This is a genomic window from Limnohabitans sp. 15K (genome assembly GCF_002778285.1).
Classification (GTDB): domain Bacteria; phylum Pseudomonadota; class Gammaproteobacteria; order Burkholderiales; family Burkholderiaceae_C; genus Limnohabitans_A.
In genome coordinates this window covers 908,641-931,628 of the sequence record NZ_NESM01000001.1, presented here as the reverse complement: position 1 = coordinate 931,628, position 22,988 = coordinate 908,641, and the positions used below count along the sequence as shown (strand labels likewise).

The following is a 22,988-nucleotide window of genomic DNA, read 5'->3' as shown; positions in this document are numbered from 1 at the left end:
GACGCTGAACAGGGAGCTGGGGTTCATTTTGTTGTCTCCGTCTGAGGGGCTTGTGGGTGCAAACCTAAAGGCAAACGCAGCGTGGCCAGCCAGCACACCAGCAGCATGAGCGCCGAGCCCAGCAAGGCATACAACAGGCCGCCCCACTGGTAGAGCAAGCCGGAAAGCAAGGTGCCCACAAAGCGGCCCAATGCGTTCGCCGCGTAATAAAACCCCACGTCTTCGGCCGCTTTTTCTGAGCCCGCATAGGCCAAGACCAAATAGCTGTGCACAGAGGAGTTGATGGCAAATGCAAAGCCAAACAGACTCAGGCCGCCCACCACCCACCACTGCAGTTGCGGCGCTTGCAGCCACATGGCGGCAGCAATCCCCAGCGGTATGAGTGTGAGCACCGCTGACCACCAACGTGCGGCTGGCACTTCGCGACTCAGGCCATCGTCGCTGCGCCGCACCAGCTGCGGGGCCAAGGCTTGCACCAAGCCATAGCCAATCGTCCAGGCCGCTAAAAAGCCACCCACCATGGTGAAGGTCCAGCCCACCGAGTACAAAAACACCGGCACGCCCACCACGAACCACACGTCACGCGCACCAAACAAAGCCACGCGGGCGGCTGCCAAGACGTTGATGCCCTGATTCTTCGCAAACAGCTCTTTGGCCGAACCTGAAGGCTTGCTCTTGCCCATCATGGGCGGCAGGCTGCTCACGACGCCGACCAACACCAAGGCGAGCAGGCCCGACATGGCCCAAAGCGAGCCCTGAAAACCCAGCGTCTCCAGCAGCAAACCGCCCAGAAAAAAGCCAAAACCTTTCATGGCGTTTTTGCTGCCTGTGAACCAGGCGACCCACTTGAAGAGTTGCCCGTTGCCTTGGTCTTTGGCTTGCGCTTGTGTGATCTTGATGGCCGATTTGCTGGCGGTTTTGGTCAGGTCTTTGGCTACACCGCAAACGCCTTGCGCCAGCACCACCCAGGCCACCGACATGGTAGCTGTCCATTCCGGCTGCAAGGCCGAGAGCAAACCAAAGCCCATGATCTGCGTGACCAGGCCCACGGTGAGCATGCGGGCAATGCCAAAGCGTGTGGCCAGCCAGCCGCCAATCAGGTTGGCCAAGACGCCTGCGCCTTCGTACAGCAAAAACAAAAAGGCCAACGTGAACGGGGAATAACCCAGCTTGTAAAAGTGCAGCAGCACCAACATGCGCAAAGCACCGTCGGTCAGGGTGAAGCCCCAATAAGCTGCGGTGACGATGCCGTAGTGGCGTTCAGCGGCGTTCATTTCAGATGCCGACGTCGTTCATGTGGCAAGCCAGGTCCACCATGCGGCAGGCGTAGCCCATCTCGTTGTCGTACCAAGCGTAAATTTTCAGCAGCGTGCCGTCGGTGACCAAGGTGGACAGCGCATCGACTATGGCGCTGCGTGTGTCGCGGGCGTAATCCACGCTGACCAGTGGGCGTGTCTCATAACCCAAAATACCCGCCAAGGGGCCTTGGGCCGCAGCGGCAAACAAGGCGTTGACCTCTTCGGCGCTGGTCTCGCGTTTCATCTCAAACACGCAGTCGGTCAGCGAAGCGTTGAGCACGGGCGCACGCACCGCGTGGCCGTTGAGCTTGCCCTTGAGTTCGGAGTAAATCAAAGCAATCGCTGTGGCGCTACCGGTGGTGGTGGGGGCCAGACTCATCATGGCGCTGCGTGCGCGGCGCAGGTCTTTGTGTGGGGCATCGACCACCAAGTTGGTGTTGGTCGGGTCGTGGATGGTGGTGATCTGGCCGTGCTTGATGCCAATGGCCTCGTGCACGACTTTGACCACCGGGGCCAGGCAGTTGGTGGTGCAGGATGCGGCCGTGACGATGCGGTCTTTGGACGGGTTGTACAGCGTGTGGTTGATGCCGACCACGATGTTCAGCACATCGCCCACCTTGATGGGGGCTGCCACGATGACACGCTTGGCCCCACGGTCCAGGTGGCCCTGAATGGTCTCAGGCGTCAAAAACTTGCCCGTGCACTCCAGCACCAAATCCACGCCCATGTCGCCCCAAGGGATGTCGGCCGGGTTGGCATGGGAAGAAAAGCCCAGGGTCCGATCACCGATGCTAATCTGGCTTTCGCCGTCGGCTTCAATGCGCTCGCGCCACTTGCCTTGCACGCTGTCAAAAGCCAGCAAATGCGCGGTGGCCGCTGCGCCACCTTTGAGTTCGTTCAGGTGCACCACCTCCAGGCGGTTGCCTGCGCGAGGGTCATCTTGCTGTCGCTCGGCAGCGCCCATGGCTGCACGCAAGGCCAAGCGGCCAATGCGGCCCATCCCGTTGATGCCGACTTTCATGCTCTATCCTTCGATGGTTCTGGAAATGTGAATGGGTGAACTTTGCCACGTCTTTGTGACGAAACCATGACAAGTTTTGGCCCGCCTTGCAGGCGCTGCCTGATGGCAGAGTTGCTTGTTTTGACATCAAAATGTCATAGAAATGACCTTCAATCGGTGCTTTCCAATGGAGTTTGCATGTCACACCACGACCACGATCCCGTCCACAACACCTCCAACAACCCGCATTTCCAAGACGTATTGGCCCAATCCCTGCAAAACCCGTCGCGTCGGGGCTTGTTGCGGGGTGGTCTGGGTTTGGCGGGTCTGGCCATGCTGCCCGGTTGCGCCAGCATGGTGTCTGGCATGGCCGCAGCACCCTCGGCGCTGGGTTTCCCTTCGGTGGACAAAAGTTTGCTGGACAACGTGGTGTTGCCACCTGGTTACCAATACAGTGTTTTGCACGCCACGGGCGATGCGCTCGATTCGGCCCTGCCTGCTTACTCCAACAAGGGCCTTGAATCTGACGACTGGTCGCGCCGCATCGGTGATCACCACGATGGCATGGACATTTATTACATCGATGCCAATGGCCGCTACACCGAGAAAGAAACGGGCCGTGCCGTGCTGTGTGTGAACCACGAAAGCTCGGCCGATGCGCACTTCATGCACCCCAATGGCCAAACGTCTAACGGGGTGAGCGGCAAAAAATTTGACCAATTTGGCTCTTGGGACCTGGGGGTGCGACCCGAATTGGAAGTGCTCAAGGAAATCAACCACCACGGCATTTCGGTGGTGGAAATGGTCAAAACCCCCCAAGGTTGGCGCATCCAGCAAGACTCCCCTTTGAACCGCCGCTTCAATGCGCAAACGCCCGCCCGCATCAGTGGCCCGCGTGCACACATCGAAGACATTCGCAGCCAGTTGGTGACCCGTTGGGACACGGCTGGCGCCATGTCGCGCGGCACCTTGAACAATTGCGGCCACGGCAAAACCCCATGGGGCACCTATTTGGGTTGCGAGGAAAACTGGGCGTTTTACTTTCAGGCCACGGGCACGGGCACCGGGCTGTCTGCCAAAGAAGTGACTGCGCGCCGCCGTTATGGCGTCGCTTTTGCAGCACCCTCTGCCGGTGTGCAAAAAGCCATCAGCCAGGGCTGGCACACGGTTTCTGCCACCGACGACCGGTTTGCACGTTGGAATCTGGCCGCTGTGGGTGCCAACGCTGAAAGAGATTTCCGCAACGAGGCCAACACCTTCGGCTACAACTTCGAGATCGATCCGCTGTCGCCTTCTTCCACACCCGCCAAGCGCGTGGCCATGGGCCGTTTTGCCCACGAAGCTGCCGTTTGTGGCAACCCCAAAGCGGGTGAGCCCTTGGCTTTCTATATGGGTTGCGACTCGCGCAATGAATACATCTACAAGTTCGTGAGCACCGCGGTGTGGGACCCGCGCGATGTGGGCGGCGGCATGCTGGCCGGGGACAAGTACCTGAGCGAAGGCAAGCTGTTTGCGGCCCGTTTTGATGCCACAGGCCAAGGCGAATGGTTGGAGCTGAACATCGCCGATCCACGCATCGCCAACCACGCAGCCTACAAATTTGCCAACCAGGGTGATGTGTTGGTCCATGCGCGTCTGGCCGCGGATGCTGTGGGTGCCACCAAAATGGACCGACCCGAGTGGGGCGCAGTCAACCACCGCAATGGGGAGATTTATTTCTCGTTGACCAACAACAACGCCATCAACCGTACACCCACCAAAGTGGATGCGGCCAACCCGCGCGCCTACATGGATCTGGACGGCAACAAAGGCATGGGCAATCCCAACGGCCACATCATCCGTTTCAAAGAGGCCGACAACAAGTCAACGGCCAAGGCCTTTGCATGGGACATCTTCTTGTTTGGTGCAGAAGAGGATGCGGGCGATGCCAATCTGTCGGGCCTGACGGCCAAAAACGCATTTTCATCGCCTGATGGCCTCTGGTTCAGCAAGGCCACAGGCATTTGCTGGATCCAGACCGATGACAACGCGATGACCGATGAGACCAATTGCATGTTGTTGGCTGCCATTCCTGGGCAGGTCGGCGACGGTGGCAAAGTCACCGTCAAAAACAAAATGCTGGTTGGTGGTGTGGAGCAAACCGGCACCCAAGAGACTTTTGTGGGGGCGGCCCTGGGTGAGGCCAAATTGCGCCGCTTTTTGGTGGCTCCTAAGGGGTCAGAGGTCACCGGCATCACGGAAACGGCCGATGGCCGCACGCTGTTTGTGAACATTCAGCACCCGGGTGAGTTGTCCAAGCCTTTGTCCAGTGGCAGCGAGCCGCAAAGCTTGTGGCCCGGCAATCAAGGTTTTGGGCCCCAAGGGCGTCCTCGCTCGGCCACCATCGTCATCACCCGCCAAGACGGTGGAATGATCGGTCTGTGACTTCGCTCACAGAGCGTTCGCAGGCTTGTGGCACTCATGAGCCTCGTCTTGAAACGTTGAAGCAGTTTTTGTGACATCAAATTGTCATAATTGGACATTAAAGTCACCTGAGTTTCTGCTTTACAAGAAACACCAATTTTTCCCCACCCTGAACCAGGAGTTCAAATGTTGAAATTGAAATCAATCATCGCTGCGGTCGGTATGACCGTTGTGGCAGCCACGGCCTTTGCAGCCGACATCACTGGCGCAGGTGCTACTTTCCCATTCCCCGTGTATGCCAAGTGGGCTGAAGCCTACAAAGCAGCCAGCAACGTCGGTTTGAACTACCAGTCGATCGGATCTTCGGGTGGTATTCGCCAGATTCGCGCCAAAACCGTGACTTTTGGTGCCACCGATGCGCCTTTGACAGGTGCTGAGTTGGACAAAGACGGCATGGTTCAATTCCCCATGATCATTGGCGGCACTGTGCCTGTCGTCAACTTGGACGGTTTCAAGCCCGGTGAGTTGCGCGTCACAGGTCCCGTGTTGGCCGATATTTTCTCCGGCAAGATCAGCAAGTGGAACGACCCCAGGTTCGTGGCTTTGAACCCAGGCAAAAACCTGCCCAATGACATCATCACCGTGGTGCACCGCGCAGATGGTTCCGGCACCACCTTCAACTTCACCGACTACCTGAGCGCTGTGAGCAAAGAGTGGGCTGACGGTCCTGGCAAAAACGCCACCGTCAAGTGGCCAGCGCCGACTTCCGTGGGTGGCAAGGGCAACGAAGGTGTTGCTGCCAACGTCAACCGCGTCAAAGGTGCGGTTGGTTATGTGGAATACGCCTACGTGAAAAAGAACAACATGAACTTCATGCAAGTTCAAAACGCCGATGGCAAATACGTCAGCCCAGATGACTTGACTTTTGCTGCAGCTGCCGCCAGCGCCGACTGGTTCAGCGTGCCTGGCATGGGCGTGTCGATGGTGAATGCCAAGGGCGCCAACAGCTGGCCCATCAGCACGGCTTCTTTCATTGTCATGTACAAGAACCCAGCCGACAAAGCCGCCTCCAACGAAGCGATCAAGTTCTTTGACTGGTCTTTCAAGAACGGCAAGAAATTGGCCGAAGATCTCGACTACGTGGCATTGCCTGACAAGCTGACCAACGACATCCGCGCCAAAGTCTGGTCGCAAATTCAGAAGTAATTCTGGTTAATAGATCCAGTGATCCGTCGGTTGGCAAAGTAGGCAACCGACGGTTTTTCTGTTTGATTTGATGGATTCCCGCATGCAAACTTCCCCTTCTGAAGCAAAAGTCAGCAGCCAAATGCTTGCCATGGCCAAACGCCAAAGGCTTCAAGATGTTTTGTTTCACAGATCAACCCAGTTTTTCTCTTTGATCGTGCTGACTGCGCTGGCCGGCATCATCATTTCTTTGTTTGTCAATGCCTGGCCCACCTTTGCCAAGTTTGGTGTGCCATTCCTCTGGTTCGCAGAGTGGGATGTGAACAACCTCCAGTTCGGCGCGGCTTATGCCATCGTCGGCACCATGTCGAGCGCGGGCATAGCCCTGTTGATAGCTGTGCCCTTGGCATTTGGCATTGCGGTCTTTTTGACCGAAACCTGCCCAGTGTGGTTGCGACGCCCCTTGGGCACGGCCATCGAATTGCTGGCCGCTGTGCCTTCCATCATTTACGGCATGTTTGGCTTGTTTGTGTTCGCACCCTTGTTTGCCGATTACGTTCAAGTGCCTGTGCGCGACTTGATGAGCGGCATGCCTTTGATCGGTTTCTTGTTTGGCGGCGCCCCCAACGGCATGGGCATCTTGGCCGCAGGCATTGTTTTGGCGTTCATGGTCTTGCCCTTTGTGGCGGCTGTGATGCGCGATGTGTTTGAAATCACCCCCCCCATCTTGCGAGAGTCCGCCTATGGTTTGGGCTGCACCACTTGGGAGGTCGTGCGCGAGATCGTGTTGCCTTACACCCAAAAAGGGGTGATCGGTGGTGTCATGTTGGGCTTGGGCCGTGCATTGGGCGAAACGATGGCGGTGACCTTTGTGATCGGCAATGCCAACCGCATGCCCACTTCATTGTTCTCTCCAGGCACATCGATCGCTTCGACACTGGCCAATGAATTTGGCGAAGCGGCAGATTTGCACATGTCTTCGCTGTTTGCGCTCGGCTTCTTGCTGTTCGTGATCACCTTCGTTGTCTTGGCTTTGGCCAAGTGGATGATCAATCGGGCTGAAAAAGCCAAGGGGTTCTGATATGGCCATGAACATGGATCAAGGGCTTTACCGCCGCCGTCAAATCGCCAATTCTTTGGGCATGGCCACTTCAATGTTGGCGATGGCTTTGGGCATCGCTGTGTTGATGTGGATTTTGCTGGTGCTTTTTTCCAACGGTTTTGCCGCCTTGGACTGGAACATGCTGACCAAAGACACACCCGCACCCGGCACAGAGGGTGGGGGCTTGCGCAATGCGATTGTGGGCAGTTTGATGATTGTCGGTTTGTCGGTTTTGGTCGCTACGCCGGTGGGTATTTTGGCGGGCATTTACCTGACCGAATACGGTGATCACAGCAAAACGGCGGAACTGACACGCTTTGTGACCGACATCATGTTGTCGGCCCCATCGATTGTGATCGGCTTGTTTGTTTACGCCATCGCAGTGGCCACATTGGGCGGCTTTTCGGGCTACGCCGGCAGCATGGCTTTGTCCTTGATCGCGGTGCCTGTGGTCATGCGGACCACCGAAAACATGCTGCGTTTGGTGCCTGGCAGCTTGCGCGAAGCAGCGTTTGCCTTGGGTGCACCGCGCTGGAAGGTTTCTATTTCCGTGACCCTGCGTGCGGCCAAAAGCGGTGTGATCACCGGCCTGTTGTTGGCTGTGGCTCGCATCAGTGGCGAAACTGCGCCCTTGTTGTTCACCGCCTTGAACAACCAGTTTTACAGCACCGACATGACCAAGCCCATGGCCAATTTGCCTGTGGTGATTTACCAATTCGCCATGAGCCCGTACGACAACTGGATCCGCTTGGCCTGGGGTGGTGCTTTGCTGGTCACTTTGGCCGTCTTGTTGCTCAACATCTTGGCACGCGTGTTCTTCAGGGAAAAGACTTCTGCCTGATGCAGATTTAAAAATCCCCAGTCTCCAAAATTTATTCTTTCGCACACACAGGAATTCCTATGCCTGATAAGAAACCCACGCAAAATGCACTCGAGGTGCGCAACCTTGACTTTTTTTACGGCAAATTCAAAGGCCTTAAAAATGTCAACTTGGACATCGCAGAAAACCGCGTAACCGCTTTCATCGGCCCCTCGGGCTGCGGCAAGTCGACTTTGCTGCGCACACTGAACCGCATGTACAGCCTCTACCCTGGACAGCGTGCTGAAGGCCAGATCAACTTTTATGGTCAAAACATTCTGGACAAAGGCCAAGACCTGAACCTGTTGCGTGCCCAAATCGGCATGGTGTTCCAAAAGCCGACGCCATTTCCGATGTCGATTTACGACAACATCGCTTTTGGCGTTCGCTTATACGAAAACCTCAGCCGCTCCGACATGGACGAGCGCGTCGAATCGGCCTTGACCAAGGCTGCGATTTGGAACGAGGTCAAGGACAAACTGGGTCAAAGCGGATTGTCTTTGTCGGGTGGCCAACAGCAGCGCTTGTGCATTGCCCGCACCATCGCGGTCAAGCCCAAAGTCATCTTGCTCGATGAACCCACTTCGGCGCTGGACCCTATCTCGACCGCCAAAGTGGAAGAGTTGGTCACCGAATTGAAGAAAGACTACACCGTGGCCATCGTCACACACAATATGCAGCAAGCTGCCCGTGTGTCGGACTTCACGGCCTATATGTACCTGGGCGAATTGGTGGAGTTTGGCCAAACCGAACAGATTTTCATGAAGCCTGCCCGTCAGGAAACCGAAGACTACATCACTGGCCGTTTCGGCTGATCAGGAGCAAAAAATGGAAAAACACATTTCGAGTCAATTTGATGCCGACCTGACCAGCGTGTCGTCGCGCGTCTTGGAGTTGGGTGGTTTGGTTGAGTCGCAAACCCGTCATGCCGTTTATGCCTTGGCACAGTTCAGCTTGGAAGTGGCTGATCAGGTCATCGACACAGAAAAGCAAGTGAACAAGCTGGAAGTGGAAATCGATGCTGAGTTGGCGTCCATCATTGCACGTCGACAGCCCACGGCCATCGATTTGCGATTGTTGATGGCCATCTCCAAGATCACCGGTAACTTGGAGCGTGCTGGGGATGAGGCCGAGCGCATTGCCCGCATGGTCAAACAGATTTTGGAGCAGGGCACGCCCCGCAATTTGCCAGCTTCTGAATTGAGAATTGCTGCAGATTTGGCCACGGGTTTGCTGCGCAAAGCATTGGATGCCTTTGCACGGCTGGACGTTGCCACAGCCTTGGTCATTTTGAAAGAAGATGACTTGATTGACGCCGAGTTCAATGGTTTTGTGCGCAAGCTGGTGACTTACATGATGGAAGACCCCCGTACCATCTCGGCCAGCCTGGATTTGCTGTTTGTGGCCAAAGCCATTGAGCGCATTGGTGACCATGCCAAGAACATTGCCGAATTTGTCATCTATGTGGTCAAGGGTGCCGATGTGCGCCACACGGCTTTGACCGAGATTGAAAAAGCGGTGAAATGAGATCTGTTCCTCGTATCTTGATCGTCGAGGATGAACCCTCGATCGCCGAGCTGATTGCGGTCAATCTGCGGCACAACGGTTTTCAGCCTGTCTGGGCCATCGATGCCGAAACCGCACAGCGAGAGCTCGACGAAATACTGCCAGACGTCATCTTGCTGGACTGGATGCTGCCCGGTGAGAGTGGTCTGACTTTGGCGCGCCGCTGGCGCTCGTCCACCCGTACCAAGTTGGTGCCCATTCTGATGCTCACCGCACGCGGTGACGAGGCCGATCGGGTGGCAGGATTGGACGCAGGGGCAGACGATTACATCGTCAAACCGTTTTCACCCAGAGAACTCTTGGCACGTATTCGCGCGGTGTTGCGCCGCCGGGTCCCAGAGGCTTCGGGCGGGGTGGTCAAAATGGGTGAACTGCAATTGGACGCCGACACGCACCGGGTCAACTTGGCCGATAAACCCCTCAAAGTGGGGCCGACCGAGTTCAAGTTGTTGCATTACCTCATGCGTCATCCAGAACGTGTGCACAGCCGCGGTGCCTTGCTGGACAAAGTCTGGGGTGACCATGTTTACATCGAAGAGCGCACAGTGGACGTGCACGTCAAGCGTCTGCGAGAGTCATTGGGTGAAGCCGGTTCCATGATTGAGACGGTGCGCGGTGCGGGTTACAGGTTCACGCACACCCCGGTCGCTTGATTTGGGTTTTGAATGATTTTCTCGGTTGTTGAGTTGTTCATGGGCGTGGCCTTGATCGCCGTGCCCGCTTGGTTTTTTGGCGGTCCCGTGGGCGCATTGTCCGTGGCCGCTTTGGCCTTGTTTGCGCATGCGGTGGTTTTGCTTTGGCGGATTCATCGCCTCAACCAGTGGTTGAGTGCCCCACAGCTCAAACTCGATCCGCCTTGGCAAGGCCTTTGGTTGGAGATGGCCTCACGCATTCAGCGCTTGTTGCGTCTGCAAGAAAAGCAGGCAGCGATGCATGAACAGCGCTTGAAAGATTTCTTGCTGGCCATCCAAGCTTCGCCCAATGGGGTGGTCTTGTTGGATGAGGACTCGCGCATTGAATGGTGCAACGACACCGCGGCCTCCCATCTGGGCCTGGACGTTCAAAAAGACCACATGCAACACATCGTGCATTTGGTGCGAGATCCAGTTTTTGCCAGGTATTTCGCCCAAGACGATCACAGTTCCGAAGTCATCATTGACGGGCGCTCCATCTCGGTGGTCAATGCCCGAAAACTCTCGGCGCAGTTGCACGCTTATGGGGAAGGGCGTTTGTTGCTGTTGACCCGTGACATCACAGCCTTGGCTCAGGCCGATGCCATGCGCCGCGATTTTGTGGCCAATGTGTCGCACGAGATTCGCACGCCGCTCACGGTGCTGAGTGGTTTTGTGGAAACTTTGCAGTCCATCCCGCTCGACATTTCAGAAACGCAGCAGTACCTTCAGCTCATGTCGGTCCAGTCAGAGCGCATGCAGTCTCTGGTGGCTGACTTGTTGACCTTGTCACAACTGGAAGGCAGTCATCCGCCGGGCCTTCAGGAAAAGGTGTCTTTGCCGCCCTTGATGGCGCACATCCATGCCGATGCTTTGGCCTTGACGGAATTGTTGGCGTCCAAAAGCGAGGGTCCGATGCATGAAATTTGCATGGATGCAGTGCCTGAGTTCGCATTGCTGGGTGCTCGGTCCGAGATGGTCAGTGCGGTGTCCAACCTGGTCAACAACGCCATCCGTTACACCCCCTTGGGCGGAAAGATCCATTTGCAATGGTCGCTGACACCTGATGGCGCTGTGTTTGCCGTGAAAGATTCGGGTCCGGGTATTGCGGCCGAGCATTTGCCGCGTTTGTCTGAACGCTTTTACAGAGTGGACCGCAGCCGCTCCCGTGAAACGGGTGGCACGGGTTTGGGCTTGGCCATCACCAAACACGTCATGCAGCGTCATGGCGGCGAACTGCGCATCGAGAGTGTGCTGGGGCAAGGCTCTACTTTCAAGCTTTGTTTTCCCCTCAGTCGCGTGTCGAGCACGCTGGACTGACCTCAGGTTCACAGCAATTTCATCAAACTGACACGGCCATTTCACGCTTTGAATTGAACATGCTGACAACTACAGGAGAGTTGTCATGCGTGTCACAGTCATTGGTTCAGGTTATGTGGGTTTGGTCACCGGCGCTTGTTTGTCAGACCTCGGTTTCAAAGTGGTTTGCATGGACAAGGACGATGACAAAATCCGGGCCTTGCAAGACGGTGAAGTGCCTATTTTTGAGCCGGGTCTGAAAGAGCTGTTGGCACGCAACCGTGCCGATGGTCGCATCCGATTCACCAGCGATGCCAGCGAGGCCATTGATCATGGCGACATTTTGTTCATTGCCGTGGGCACGCCCCCTTCCGAAGACGGCTCTGCTGATTTGGGCCATGTGTTGTCTGTGGCCGCCACCATTGGCCGCCACCTGAAGGGCTTCAAACTGGTGGTCAACAAATCCACTGTGCCGGTGGGCACAGCCGACAAAGTGCGCGCAGCGCTGTCGCATGAACTCGTGAACCGTGGCATGGCGTCCGATTTGTTTGATGTCGTATCCAACCCGGAGTTTCTCAAGGAAGGCGCGGCCATCGCCGACTTCATGCACCCCGACCGGATTGTGGTGGGACTGGACGAAGGGCCTCACCACGCGCGAAGCCAGCGCATGATGGGTGATCTGTATGCGAGTTTCAACCGCCACCATGCGCGAACAGTTTGGATGGATGTGCGCAGCGCCGAACTGACTAAATACGCGGCCAACGCCATGCTGGCCGCACGCATTTCCTTCATGAACGAGATGGCCAATCTGGCCGATGTCTTGGGGGCCGATGTGGACCACATTCGCCGAGGCATTGGTGCCGATACCCGCATTGGCCACAGCTTCTTGTACGCGGGTTGTGGCTATGGCGGCAGCTGCTTCCCCAAAGACACACAAGCACTGGTCAGCACCGCCAAAGCGCATGGCCACACCATGGAGGTGGTCAGCGCCACCGAGTTGGTCAATGAGCGCCAAAAGACGATGTTGGTTGAGCGTTTGGTGCAGCGCATGGGCGACGATTTAAACGGCCGAAAAATTGCGGTGTGGGGTCTGGCTTTCAAACCCAACACCGACGACATGCGCGAAGCCACGAGCCGTGTGGTGATCCGTGAATTGCTCAAACGTGGCGCACAGGTCAGCGCTTACGACCCCGTGGCAGGCCATGAAGCCATGAAAGCCTTACGCCTTGATTTTGAAGGTGAAGAAAATGGGCTGGAGGGTTTTGAGCTCGTTGGCACAGACATGCAAGCGCTGGAAGGTGCAGATGCTTTGATGGTGCTGACGGAGTGGAAAAATTTTCACAATCCAGATTTTGCGGCCATGAAAGAACTGATGCGCTATCCCCTGATTTTGGATGGCCGCAACCTCTACAACCCAGAGGCCTTGCGCGAGTTGGGCATGGCTTATCAAGGGGTCGGGCGGCGCAACGATGTCGTGTTGTCCTTTGATCCTGTTTTGAGTGCAACCCCGATTTTGAAGACCCCGGTGGCAAGTGCTTTGATGCATGCCTAAGGGCTTTTACTATTTGATCTCGGCCCAATTTGCCAGTGGGCTGGCCGACAACGCCTTCATGATTTTGGGCGTCTTCTTTTTGCAAGAACAGGGCTATTCAGGGTGGTGGGCACCGCTGTTGAAGTTTGCTTTCACCTTGTCGTATGTCTTGCTGGCCAGTGTGGCCGGTCCAGTGGCCGATGCCTTTCCCAAAAGCCGTTTGATGGCGGCGATGAACCTCTTGAAGTTGACAGGCGTCTTCTTGCTTTTGACGGGCATTCACCCTTTGTTGTCATTTGCCATGACCGGTTTGGCTGCCGCCTTGTATGCACCCGCCAAATACGGCCTGGTCAGTGAGGCCGTTCCCACAAGATGGCTGGTCAAAGCCAATGCCTGGTTGGAGGTTTCGGTGGTCTTGTCGGTGATGCTGGGTGTCGCGTTGGGGGGTGGCTTGATTCAGTGGCAATTGGGCAGTGGGCCAGGGGCCATTCAGCAACTTGACACAGGGGCGCAGTGGCTGGTGGGCACGCAGATCCTGGAGGCATTTGGGGTGGTGTGCGCCATCTATGGCGTGTCTGCTTTGCTCAATATGGGTGTGACCCCTCTGAAATCCCGGCGGCAATATGCCTTGTCTTGGCAAAGCATTCGATGGTCTGTGTTTTGGAGGCAAAACCGACAACTGTGGGCAGACCCTTTGGGGGGGATGTCCTTGCATGTCACCACTTTGTGTTGGGGCGCTGGCGCAGTGCTGCAATTTGCCGTTTTGCGATGGGCCCAATCCAACGCGGATCTGAGCTTGCAGCAAGGGGCCTATTTGCAAGCGGTGGTGGCATTGGGTGTGATCGGCGGCGCAGGCATGGCCGCTTTCAAGACTCAAATTTTCAATGCCCGCCGCGCATTGCCTTGGGGACTGTTACTTGCGGCTGTGTTGCCTGTCATGGCGCTGACCCACTCACTGCCCTTGGCTGTGGTGTTTTTGCTGCTGTCCGGGTGGGCAGGGGGCATGCTGTTGGTGCCGATGAATGCCTTGCTCCAACATCGGGGGCTCAAGATCATGAATCCAGGTCAGTCGATTGCGGTGCAGGGCTTCAACGAAAATTTGAGCGTGCTGGTGATGCTGGGCATCTACAGTGCCTTGCTGGCGTGGGAGATCCCTTTGTTGCCCATCATGCTGTTGCTGACCTTGCCTTTGTTGTGGGCTGTTTTACCTTGGCGGCGACGCAGGGCATGAGCTTCAAATCAGGCTTTTGAGCCCATGGTCAGTGCGTTGCGGAAAATCGCTTCCACTTGTGAAACGATTTCTTGCCAATCCCAAGGGCGAATGCTTTCAGCGGCGTGCGACTTGGCCGTGCGCAAGGTGGCCGTATTTTGTGTGATTTCAAGCGCTTTGAGCACATAGCGTTGTGCGTCTTCTTCCTGAACCAGCCAGCCGTTATGGCCGTCTTCAATGACTTCCGTGGCTGCCGCACAGTCAAAGGCCAGCACCGGTGTGCCGCTGGCCATGGCTTCGAGCGTGACGTTGCCAAACGTTTCGGTCAGGCTGGGAAAGAGAAACAGATCAGCGCTGGCATAAATGTGGGCCAGCTCAGCGTGAGAGCACATGCCCATGAAAATGGCTTCGGGGCAATCGGCTTGGAGCTTGGCGCGGTAAGGCCCATCGCCCGCAAACACCAGTTTGACGTGGCGGCCGTTTTTCGCCAATGTTTGAAATGCTTTGACGATCAGATCGAGATTTTTTTCTGCGGCCAGTCGCCCCACAGACAACAGAATCACCGTGTTCTCGTCGGCTTGCCACTGCGAGCGCAAGGTCTGACTGCGCTGGCCGGGATGAAACAACTGCGTGTCGACGCCCCTCGCCACAATGTGCAAGTTTTCAAAACCGGCAGCTTGCAGCTGGGTTTTGAGTGCGCGGGTGGGCACCATGGTGCAGTGGGTGCGGTTGTGAAACTTTCGCAAATAAGCCACGATGGGTTTGCTGAGCCAACCCACGCCGTAGTGCTTGCTGTAGCTGTGAAAATTGGTGCGGAAGTCTGAGGTGACAGGCAGGCGCAATACCCGGGCAGCTTGCAGCGCTGACCATCCCAGAGGGCCTTCGGTGGCGATGTGCACAAGATCTGGGCGCTTGACACTCCAAGCCTTGACCAGCGATTTTTTGCTGGGAAAGCCCAATTTGAGTTCTGGGTACTTGGGGATCGGTAGACCTCTGAGCAAGATCTCGGACCAACCGGCATGCTCTGAAGCGGTGTCGAACTTGTCTTGGCGAGGGCGGATCAGTTGAATGGTGTGCTTGCGCAGACTCAACTGGTGAATCAATTTGGACAAGGTCAGTGCCACGCCGTTGACCTCTGGCGGCCAAGTCTCCGTGACGACCGCGATGCGCATGGAGGGATTTTCTGGCTCGATGTTTTCTACCAGGATGCGGTCAGTCATGAAATTTTCCATGGTCGGAATCATGGCTTTCAGATTTAACAACTTGATGACAAAGTCAGATTTGTAAAAATTTCATGTCTTTTTGAATACGCGAGGGATGTCACCGATTTTTCACAAGAATTCATCATGATCGAGACTCCCATAGTTCATAAGGTGATAGCGTGAAAGATTTTTTTGAAGAATTGCGTGTTCAGCGTTGGGATGACCATCGGTACTACCACCACTGCCGCATCAACCAATCCTTGCACCTGTTGAGTGCCATGGCCTTTGTGGTGTCTTATGGGCTTTTGTTCATTGACCCCGCGATCGCCGCCTTGTTGGCTTGGACGGTGTCGATGACATCCCGTCAAGCGGGTCACTTTTTCTTTGAGCCTTTGGGTTATGACCATGTCAACCAAGCCACCAACGACCACAAAGAAGAAATCAAGGTGGGTTACAACCTGCGACGCAAAGTGGTGTTGCTGAGCATCTGGGCTTTGTTGCCATTGGCGATTTACATGAACCCTGGCTGGATGGGCGTTTTGCCTGAGCATGAAACTTTCTTTGAATTCATGCGCGCGGTGGGTTATTCCTGGTTGTTCTTGGGTGCGGCGGCTTTGCTGTTTCGCACCGTGCATTTGTTCTTTTTGAAAGATGTGAAAACAGGCTTGGTTTGGATGACCAAAATCATCACCGATCCTTTCCACGACATCTACCTGTACCACAAGGCACCCTGGCAGTTGTTGCGTGGCGAACGGTTTGCAGACCGAAGCCTGCACGCCAACCCTTGAATCTGCCCAACCCCGGAGCGCCTGAAAAGGCTCTCCGGGGTTTTTTGTTTCAGCGAAACAGGGTTTCTTTCAAGATGCTGCGGCGGATCGTTTTGTTGGTGATCTCCGGGGCATGCCACCACCAGCCATCACGCGCCATGTCTTGAGCTGCCAAGACGAACTTTTGCAGCACGGCCTCAAAGTCAGTATCGCTGTAGTTGAGGCTGAAGATCAAACGACCCGTACCCACCCAACTGAGCGCCAATCCATGCAGCCTGAGGTAGTACTGCAGCATCCAGTTGTACCGGCTGGGCTGTGTGTAAAAGAGTGTCCAGACACTCGACATGTTGGCCGCTTGCAAGGGCAAGCCATGCGCTTGCATGGTGCTGTTGAACAATGCAGCTCGGGCATTCCAGCGCTCGTCGAGCCCTTCGTAAATGGCCTTGACTTCGGGCGTTTCCAGTTCGTCCAAAAATGCCGACATGGCACCCATGACGCCTGGATGGGCATTGAATGTGCCACGCGCAAAGCAGATGTCAGCCGGACGTTTTTCGTCAAACCTGCGCATCCATTCGCGTTTACCGCAGACCACGCCAACGGGAAAGCCGCCGCCAAGCGTTTTGCCGTAAGTCACCAAGTCGGCCTGCACGCCAAAGTAGGCTTGTGCACCACCTGCCGCCAAACGGAAGCCCAAGAAGACTTCGTCAAAGATCAGTGCAATGCCGCGTTCGGTACAGACCTGGCGCAAGGCCTTGAGCCAGGCGGTGTAAGCCGCACGGTCATAAGCGGCTCGGCGGCTGCTGTCGACCAAGGTCGAGTCACCCGGCGCATTGGCGTTGGTGTGCAGAGCCTGCAAAGGGTTGATCAGCACACAGGCGATGTCTTTGCGGCTGCGCAGCACTTGCAAGCTGCGCTCGCTCATTTCACTCAGTGTGTAGGTTTCTCGCGGAGGCATCGGGTTGCCCGGGCCGGGTTGAACGTCTTCCCACCAACCGTGGTAAGCCCCGCAAAACCGGACGATGTTTTTGCGGCGTGTGTGGTAACGCGCCAAGCGAACCGCTTGCATCACGGCCTCGGTGCCCGACATGTGAAACGACACTTCGTCCAAGCCGGAGATGGCTTTGAGCTTTTCTGCATTGCTGGCCACCACCGGGTGGTAAGAGCCCAGAACCGGCCCCAAGCTTTGCGTGCGCGCCATGCCTTCGGCCATGGTGCGTTTGTAAAAGTCAGCGCCAAAAACATTCACGCCATAAGAGCCCGTCAGGTCGTAGAACACCTGCCCGTCCAGGTCGGTGACTTGCACGCCTTGGGCCGATTGCAAAAACGAGCCCACTTTCAGGTGCTCTCGCACCAGGGGGCTGAACTGGAAAGGTACGCGGTAAGCCGCGATGAATTGCATGTCCGAAATGTTCTCGCGGGCTGCCGCGGTGGCTTCGATGCTCAGGCGGTGCCGTGTTTGCAAGGTGTGGGCCAGACCCATGAAGGCCACACGGCGCTGTGCCTGTATGGCGGTGGGGGCACCATCGCAGCCGAAAAATTCGGTCTCATCAAAACTGTAGCCGGGCAGCCAGCGTGCCAAGCGCTTGGCCATGCGCGAATGCCCCGCCAAAGAACGGTGTTTGGCGCGCGAGAGTTGGAGGCGTTGGTGCAGGGCTGGGGCCAAAGCGGCCAGTACGCCCAAACTGATCCAAGTGGGGTTCACAGTCGGTTTCCTTGTGACAACAAAATTTCTTTTTATTCAAATTGAGTGACAACATGATGAAGATTCGCCAACTGTTTCAAAAATGGATGCTGCAAGAAGACCTGAATTTCTTGTTGACCAACCGCATTCCGCGGATCACCCTGACCCGTTTCATGGGTTGGTGGAGCCAGATCCGCCATCCTTGGGTCGTCAAATCGTCCATGGCGGTTTGGCGCATGTTCAGTGATTTGGATTTGAGCGACGCCAAACATCAAAAATTTGACAGCTTGCATGCCTGCTTTACGCGTGAGTTGAGGCCAGGTGCGCGGGTGGTGAACCCAGACCCTGCCTACATGACCTCGCCCTGTGATGCGATCGTGGGCGCTTGCGGAACGATTTCACAAGGTCAGGTGTACCAAGCCAAAGGGTTCCCCTACCAGTTGCAAAGTTTGCTTGGGACATCCGAGTGTTGCCAGCATTGGCCCTCGGTGTTGGAAGGGGGCTCTTACTTGACGCTGCGTTTGACCAGCAGCATGTACCACCGTTTTCACGCACCCTACAACGTGCATTTGGAGCATGTGACCTACATCTCGGGTGACACTTGGAATGTGAACCCGGTGGCGCTCAAACGTGTGCAAGCGTTGTTTTGCAAAAACGAGCGGGCGGTTTTGCACATGAAAACGCAAGACGGCGTGCCTTTTTTGATGGTGCCTGTGGCGGCTGTGTTGGTCGCCAGCATGCGCTTTCATGCGGTCGATGTGCTGCTGAACCTGCGCTACAAAGGTCCGAACGAAATGCCTTGTGGTGCAGACTATGTCAAGGGCCAAGAGATGGGTTGGTTTGAGCACGGCTCCACCATTTTGGTCTTTTTGCCGCCGGGTTTTGCTTGGGCCGACGGTATTGCAAACGGAGAGCGGATTCAGATGGGGCAGGCCTTGTTCAAAAAATTGGCTTGATGGTGGGGTTTCAGTCGACCCCAAAAAAGCAGGCCCAGTCACGGACCTGTTGGTCGATGAGAGCCAGATAGCTTAGTATTTTTCGGGCACGATCATTTCAGCTGGCACAGGGTGGCGAATGTAGTCCGGGTTGCGCACGCGGCCCGGCAACTCGACTTGGGTGTGCGCCACCTCGTGGTAAGGCACTTGGCTGAGCAGGTGGTCAATGCAGTTGAGGCGGGCTTTTTTCTTGTCGACCGCTTGCACCACCCACCAAGGGGCTTCAGGAATATGGGTGCGCTCGATCATGATTTCCTTGGCGTGGGTGTAGTCTTCCCACCGTCTGCGGCTTTCCAAGTCCATGGGGCTGAGCTTCCATTGCTTGAGCGGATCGTGGATGCGGCCTAAAAAGCGGGCATGCTGTTCATCGTCCGTGATCGAGAACCAGTACTTGACCAACTGAATGCCGCTGCGCACCAGCATTTTTTCGAATTCGGGCACCGAGCGGAAGAACTCTTCGTACTCGCTGTCGTTGCAAAAGCCCATGACTTTCTCAACGCCCGCGCGGTTGTACCAGCTGCGGTCGAACAACACGATCTCGCCCGCGGCGGGCAGGTGTGAGATGTAGCGTTGAAAGTACCATTGTGTTTTCTCGCGGTCGTTGGGCGCAGGGAGCGCAGCCACACGGCACACCCGTGGGTTCAGGCGCTGTGTGATGCGTTTGATGACCCCGCCCTTGCCTGCAGCGTCACGACCTTCAAACAAGATCACCATGCGGTGACCTGTTTTGACCACCCAGTCTTGCAACATCACCAACTCGGACTGAAGGCGCAGCAGCTCACGAAAGTAAGTCATCCGGTTTTGCGCATCACCAGGGCCGGCGCTTTGGCCATCGAGCAAACGGTCATCCAGTTCCAGCTCGAACTCCTCGTCCATGCTGTCGAGCAAATCTTCGCGCAGATGGCGCAACTGTTCTTCGGTGATTTCTTGGGTCATGGTGATCGGCCAGTGTTGGATCAAAGTGCCAATTTGACGCACCAACGTGAAACTACCGTGACAACATGAGGCGAGTTGATGCGGATTGTCATGACAATTTCATGACTTTGGCCTAAAAGCAGACTTGGCCCATGCGGGTATGAAGTTAAGGAAGCTATGCAAGTATTTTCAATTCACGCAGATCAAATCGCCGAAACGGCGGTTTTACCCACCGCATTGCCAGACCAGGGCTTTGTATGGCTCTCGTTTTCAAGGCGCGAGTTTGAAATCATGCAGGGCCAAGTGCAACAGGTGCTGAATCAACTGTGCGGCGTGCAAATTTATGATTTGCACCTGCAGGATGTGTTGAACAACCAGTTGCCTTCGCATTACGACTTCACGGGCGATTACGACGTTCTGGTGTTCCGTCGTCTGGCCCAAGGCCGTTCGGAAACCGATGTGTCCAAGCCTGGTGAGATCTTGCACCGTGAAAATGCCCATTCTGGGCCCAGCATCTTGCGAAAAATCGACACCAGCCCTGTGGCTTTTGTGGTGTTTGACCGTGTGGTCATTTCGGTTCATCCCGTCGATTGCGCCGTGCTCAAGGCCTTTGTGGCCAAGTTGATGAGCTCGACTCATTTGTCTTCGGCTCAGGCGGTGCACCGCCTGCCGGCCAACCCGGCTGATTTGATGCTGCGCATGGTCAGCAGCGTGGTGGACGGGTATTTGAACCTGCGCCGTGAGCTGACCCGCCAGCTGGACCATTGGCAAAGTGAGTTGCTCAACCCGAACGCCCGTTTCAACGACTGGAGTGCCTTGCTCAATGCCCGTTTGACACTGCACTACTTGGATGAAATTTGTGAAGACCAGCGAGCGGCCATCACCGACTGGATCGAAGCCTTGAATGCTTGGCCCGCCGACGAATTGTTGAAGCCAAACAGCTTGGAGTTGCTCAAGATCCGAAGCCGTGATGTGCTCGAGCACATCGAGCGGGTGGTGCACCATGTGGGGCGATTGGAACAAAACGCCGAAACGGCCGTACAAATGCACTTCAATGCGCAGAGCAACCGGACCAACCAAGTCATGCGGACTTTGACCGTCTTGACAGCGATTTTCTTGCCTTTGAATTTGATCACTGGCTTTTTCGGCATGAACTTTGAAAACTTCCCGGTGCTCCACTCCGAAAACGGCCTTTTGCTGACCGAGCTGTTCATGGGGTTCGTGGCCATTGGTTTGACAGTCCTCTTTTGGAAAAAGCGCTATCTAAGGGGTTGAACCAGAGGGCGTTCAAGCCATCAGCGAGAGGGAATACCCGGATATTTTTAAAGTGAAGGATTTGTTACCTTCTTGTTGATTCGCCACACACGTTTTTATGGACGGCAGACAAAATAAGGAAAAGAAGCATGACCCCTTCACAGATACAAAACGCTTTGGTGCTGTGCATCATTTTGGGTTTTGCAATGATGGAGTGGGCCAGTCGGCGCTATAAAAACACCGTGAACGCCACGGGCAACGACACGGCATTGGAGTTGTTGATGTTTTTGAGTGTGTTGGCCGTGACGCAGCCGCTGGCCATTTTTGTGACGAGCAAGTTGGGCACAGCGTGGTTCCCGGAATACAAGGGCATTTTGGCGGACATGCCCTGGTGGGGCATGGTGGGTGTTTTGTTGGTGCTGGACGACATGACACAGTACTGGTGGCACCGTCTCTCGCACACCTCATTTTTGTGGCCGCTGCACCGTGCGCACCATTCAGCCGAGTACATGAGCATTCGGGTGACCTTCCGCAACAATTTCTTTTATTACCTGATGATGCCGGGCCTGTGGTTCGCAGGCGCCTTGTTGTATTTGGGTTTCGGCGGCATGGTTTACGCGGGTTACATCGTGGTCAAGCTGTTTGTGATTTTGGGGGCACACAGTGCTTGGCGCTGGGATGAGCCCCTTTACCGCATCCGCGCTTTGAAGCCCGTCATGTGGGTGCTGGAGCGCACGATTTCCACCCCCGCTACCCATTGGGCACACCACGCCATCACCAACGCCGATGGTGTGGGTCATTACAAGGGCAACTTTGGCAATTTGCTGTTTTTGTGGGACATCATTTTTGGCAGTGCGCACATCACCCGTCGCTACCCAGAACAGGTGGGTTTGATCGACGACAAGCTGTTTGGTCAAGAGCGCTGGTACCACCAAATGTGGTACCCCTTGTTGCAATCTCAACGTGAGCACACCGCCTTGAAGTTTGGCGGTCGTGTGTATGAGGGCCCGGAGGGCCATCCACCGCAGGCTTAAGGCGGTGCGGCCTTGGCCTGCAGCTTGTGGGCTTCGGGCTGGGAGTTGAGGAACGACGCCGCTTGTTGATTTGCATCAACAGACGATCCCCATGTTTCGATCTTTAATCTTGGGTATGAGATGCCAAGAAAGGTCGATGCCATGCTGAAATTCAAAAAATCCCGCATCCGATGTTCTGTCCGCAGAGCACATGGTCAGCGGCATCTTGTCTGTGTGTCATGAGTGTGCTGGTGCCCACCCGACGCACGGTGGACGCGTTCACGCGCACTTTGCATGCCTTGATGGCCTTGAGTTTTTTGGGGGCCTACCTCACTTCCGACAGCGAATTTTTCAAGCCTGTGCACGTCAGTTTGGGTTACACGCTGGGCGGTTTGCTGGCGGCACGCGTGCTTTGGGGTTTGCTCGGGCCTCGTCATGCACGGTGGTCTGCACTGTGGGGCAAGTTGCGTGGCATGGCCGATTGGTTCCAAGGTTTGCGCACCGGGCAGGCCTCTTGGCGGCAAGCGCAAAATTTGTACATGGCTTCCTCAGTGTGGGTGATTTTGTTGGCCATTGCACCGGTGGTGCTGTCGGGTTATGTCACCGACCAAGAGTGGACAGGTGATTGGATGGGGGAAGTCCATGAGTTTTTGGGCAATTTCATGCTGTTCGCTGTTTTGGCGCACATCTTTGGGGTGTTGCTGATCAGTGTCTTGCGGAAACGAAACCTGGCCACGCCCATGCTGACGGGACTTGTACCGGGCACAGGGCCCGACTTGATCCAATCCAACCATGGGTTTTTGGCCATTTTGCTGTTGGTGGCGGTGTTCTCTTTTGTGTTTTGGGGTTGAGTCACAGGTGAGCGTTGCGGACGGTTGTGGTCTGATGCAGGTGAGGGCAGCTGGCATCCCATACTGGGTAGAGAGCACCTCGCCATTTGCTGAAAGACGACCATGAACGCCCAAATCAACGAATTTCTGGACCGCATTCGGCAATTGGAGGCGGACATTGAGCAAGAGGTGCAGCGCCGCCGACAG

The 22,988-nt window shown here is 55.9% G+C and carries 20 protein-coding genes; 15 read left to right on the top strand and 5 right to left on the bottom strand.

Annotated elements, in window-relative coordinates; genetic code table 11:
- Positions 1-23: 23 nt before the first annotated feature.
- Positions 24-1,274: an organoarsenical effux MFS transporter ArsJ gene (arsJ, locus tag B9Z40_RS04395; RefSeq protein ID WP_100172064.1), complete on the bottom strand. Its 1,251-nt coding sequence runs from the start codon at positions 1,272-1,274 to the stop codon at positions 24-26.
- Between the two features lies 1 nt (position 1,275).
- Positions 1,276-2,319 (bottom strand): ArsJ-associated glyceraldehyde-3-phosphate dehydrogenase, encoded by a 1,044-nt coding sequence (locus B9Z40_RS04390; protein WP_100172063.1) that lies wholly within the window; start codon positions 2,317-2,319, stop codon positions 1,276-1,278.
- 177 nt (positions 2,320-2,496) lie between these two features.
- On the opposite strand from B9Z40_RS04390, the gene B9Z40_RS04385 reads away from it, so the two are divergent.
- The 10 genes from B9Z40_RS04385 (at position 2,497) to lplT (ending at position 14,145) form a co-directional block, all read left to right on the top strand.
- Positions 2,497-4,722 (top strand): PhoX family phosphatase, encoded by a 2,226-nt coding sequence (locus tag B9Z40_RS04385; RefSeq protein WP_100172062.1) that lies wholly within the window; start codon positions 2,497-2,499, stop codon positions 4,720-4,722.
- 165 nt (positions 4,723-4,887) lie between these two features.
- Positions 4,888-5,907, top strand: coding sequence for a phosphate ABC transporter substrate-binding protein PstS (gene pstS, locus B9Z40_RS04380; protein ID WP_100172061.1), 1,020 nt, complete (start codon positions 4,888-4,890; stop codon positions 5,905-5,907).
- Between the two features lie 82 nt (positions 5,908-5,989).
- On the top strand, positions 5,990-6,967 hold the full coding sequence (pstC, locus tag B9Z40_RS04375) for a phosphate ABC transporter permease subunit PstC (RefSeq protein WP_369823398.1): 978 nt from the start codon (positions 5,990-5,992) through the stop codon (positions 6,965-6,967).
- A gap of 7 nt (positions 6,968-6,974) precedes the next feature.
- Positions 6,975-7,829, top strand: a complete 855-nt coding sequence (gene pstA, locus B9Z40_RS04370) for a phosphate ABC transporter permease PstA (RefSeq protein WP_100172909.1) — start codon at positions 6,975-6,977, stop codon at positions 7,827-7,829.
- Positions 7,830-7,888: 59 nt separating this feature from the next.
- Positions 7,889-8,662 (top strand): phosphate ABC transporter ATP-binding protein PstB, encoded by a 774-nt coding sequence (pstB, locus tag B9Z40_RS04365; RefSeq protein ID WP_100172059.1) that lies wholly within the window; start codon positions 7,889-7,891, stop codon positions 8,660-8,662.
- 13 nt (positions 8,663-8,675) lie between these two features.
- On the top strand, positions 8,676-9,374 hold the full coding sequence (phoU, locus tag B9Z40_RS04360) for a phosphate signaling complex protein PhoU (RefSeq protein WP_100172058.1): 699 nt from the start codon (positions 8,676-8,678) through the stop codon (positions 9,372-9,374).
- Complete coding sequence (phoB, locus tag B9Z40_RS04355) at positions 9,371-10,066, top strand: phosphate regulon transcriptional regulator PhoB (protein ID WP_100172057.1); 696 nt, start codon at positions 9,371-9,373, stop codon at positions 10,064-10,066. The genes phoU and phoB overlap by 4 nt, the downstream gene beginning before the upstream one ends.
- A gap of 12 nt (positions 10,067-10,078) precedes the next feature.
- Complete coding sequence (phoR, locus tag B9Z40_RS04350) at positions 10,079-11,404, top strand: phosphate regulon sensor histidine kinase PhoR (protein WP_100172056.1); 1,326 nt, start codon at positions 10,079-10,081, stop codon at positions 11,402-11,404.
- Between the two features lie 85 nt (positions 11,405-11,489).
- Entirely contained in the window at positions 11,490-12,935 is a 1,446-nt protein-coding gene (locus tag B9Z40_RS04345; RefSeq protein WP_100172055.1) for a UDP-glucose/GDP-mannose dehydrogenase family protein, read from the top strand.
- A complete protein-coding gene (lplT, locus tag B9Z40_RS04340) occupies positions 12,928-14,145 on the top strand; it encodes a lysophospholipid transporter LplT (RefSeq protein WP_100172054.1) in 1,218 nt (405 codons plus the stop codon). Before B9Z40_RS04345 ends, lplT begins: the two co-directional genes overlap by 8 nt.
- 8 nt (positions 14,146-14,153) lie before the next feature.
- Here lplT and B9Z40_RS04335 read toward each other — a convergent pair whose 3' ends face one another.
- Positions 14,154-15,344 (bottom strand): glycosyltransferase family 1 protein, encoded by a 1,191-nt coding sequence (locus B9Z40_RS04335; RefSeq protein WP_233204782.1) that lies wholly within the window; start codon positions 15,342-15,344, stop codon positions 14,154-14,156.
- Between the two features lie 161 nt (positions 15,345-15,505).
- Here B9Z40_RS04335 and B9Z40_RS04330 point away from each other — a divergent pair, with 161 nt between their 5' ends.
- Positions 15,506-16,114, top strand: coding sequence for a hypothetical protein (locus tag B9Z40_RS04330; protein ID WP_100172053.1), 609 nt, complete (start codon positions 15,506-15,508; stop codon positions 16,112-16,114).
- 49 nt (positions 16,115-16,163) lie between these two features.
- Here B9Z40_RS04330 and B9Z40_RS04325 read toward each other — a convergent pair whose 3' ends face one another.
- Positions 16,164-17,795 carry an aminotransferase class III-fold pyridoxal phosphate-dependent enzyme gene (locus tag B9Z40_RS04325; protein ID WP_199172489.1) on the bottom strand — a complete coding sequence of 544 codons (1,632 nt, stop codon included), beginning with the start codon at positions 17,793-17,795 and terminating at the stop codon, positions 16,164-16,166.
- A gap of 53 nt (positions 17,796-17,848) precedes the next feature.
- Here B9Z40_RS04325 and asd point away from each other — a divergent pair, with 53 nt between their 5' ends.
- Positions 17,849-18,730 carry an archaetidylserine decarboxylase gene (gene asd / locus B9Z40_RS04320; RefSeq protein ID WP_233204781.1) on the top strand — a complete coding sequence of 294 codons (882 nt, stop codon included), beginning with the start codon at positions 17,849-17,851 and terminating at the stop codon, positions 18,728-18,730.
- A 72-nt stretch (positions 18,731-18,802) separates the two neighbouring features.
- On the opposite strand, the gene ppk2 is transcribed toward asd, so the two are convergent.
- Positions 18,803-19,705 carry a polyphosphate kinase 2 gene (gene ppk2, locus B9Z40_RS04315; protein WP_100172906.1) on the bottom strand — a complete coding sequence of 301 codons (903 nt, stop codon included), beginning with the start codon at positions 19,703-19,705 and terminating at the stop codon, positions 18,803-18,805.
- Positions 19,706-19,861: 156 nt separating this feature from the next.
- Here ppk2 and B9Z40_RS04310 point away from each other — a divergent pair, with 156 nt between their 5' ends.
- The 3 genes from B9Z40_RS04310 (at position 19,862) to B9Z40_RS04300 (ending at position 22,802) form a co-directional block, all read left to right on the top strand.
- Entirely contained in the window at positions 19,862-20,959 is a 1,098-nt protein-coding gene (locus B9Z40_RS04310) for a magnesium transporter CorA family protein (RefSeq protein ID WP_100172051.1), read from the top strand.
- A 128-nt stretch (positions 20,960-21,087) separates the two neighbouring features.
- On the top strand, positions 21,088-21,972 hold the full coding sequence (locus B9Z40_RS04305; RefSeq protein ID WP_100172050.1) for a sterol desaturase family protein: 885 nt from the start codon (positions 21,088-21,090) through the stop codon (positions 21,970-21,972).
- Positions 21,973-22,202: 230 nt separating this feature from the next.
- Entirely contained in the window at positions 22,203-22,802 is a 600-nt protein-coding gene (locus B9Z40_RS04300; RefSeq protein ID WP_233204780.1) for a cytochrome b/b6 domain-containing protein, read from the top strand.
- The last annotated feature ends 186 nt before the right edge of the window (positions 22,803-22,988 follow it).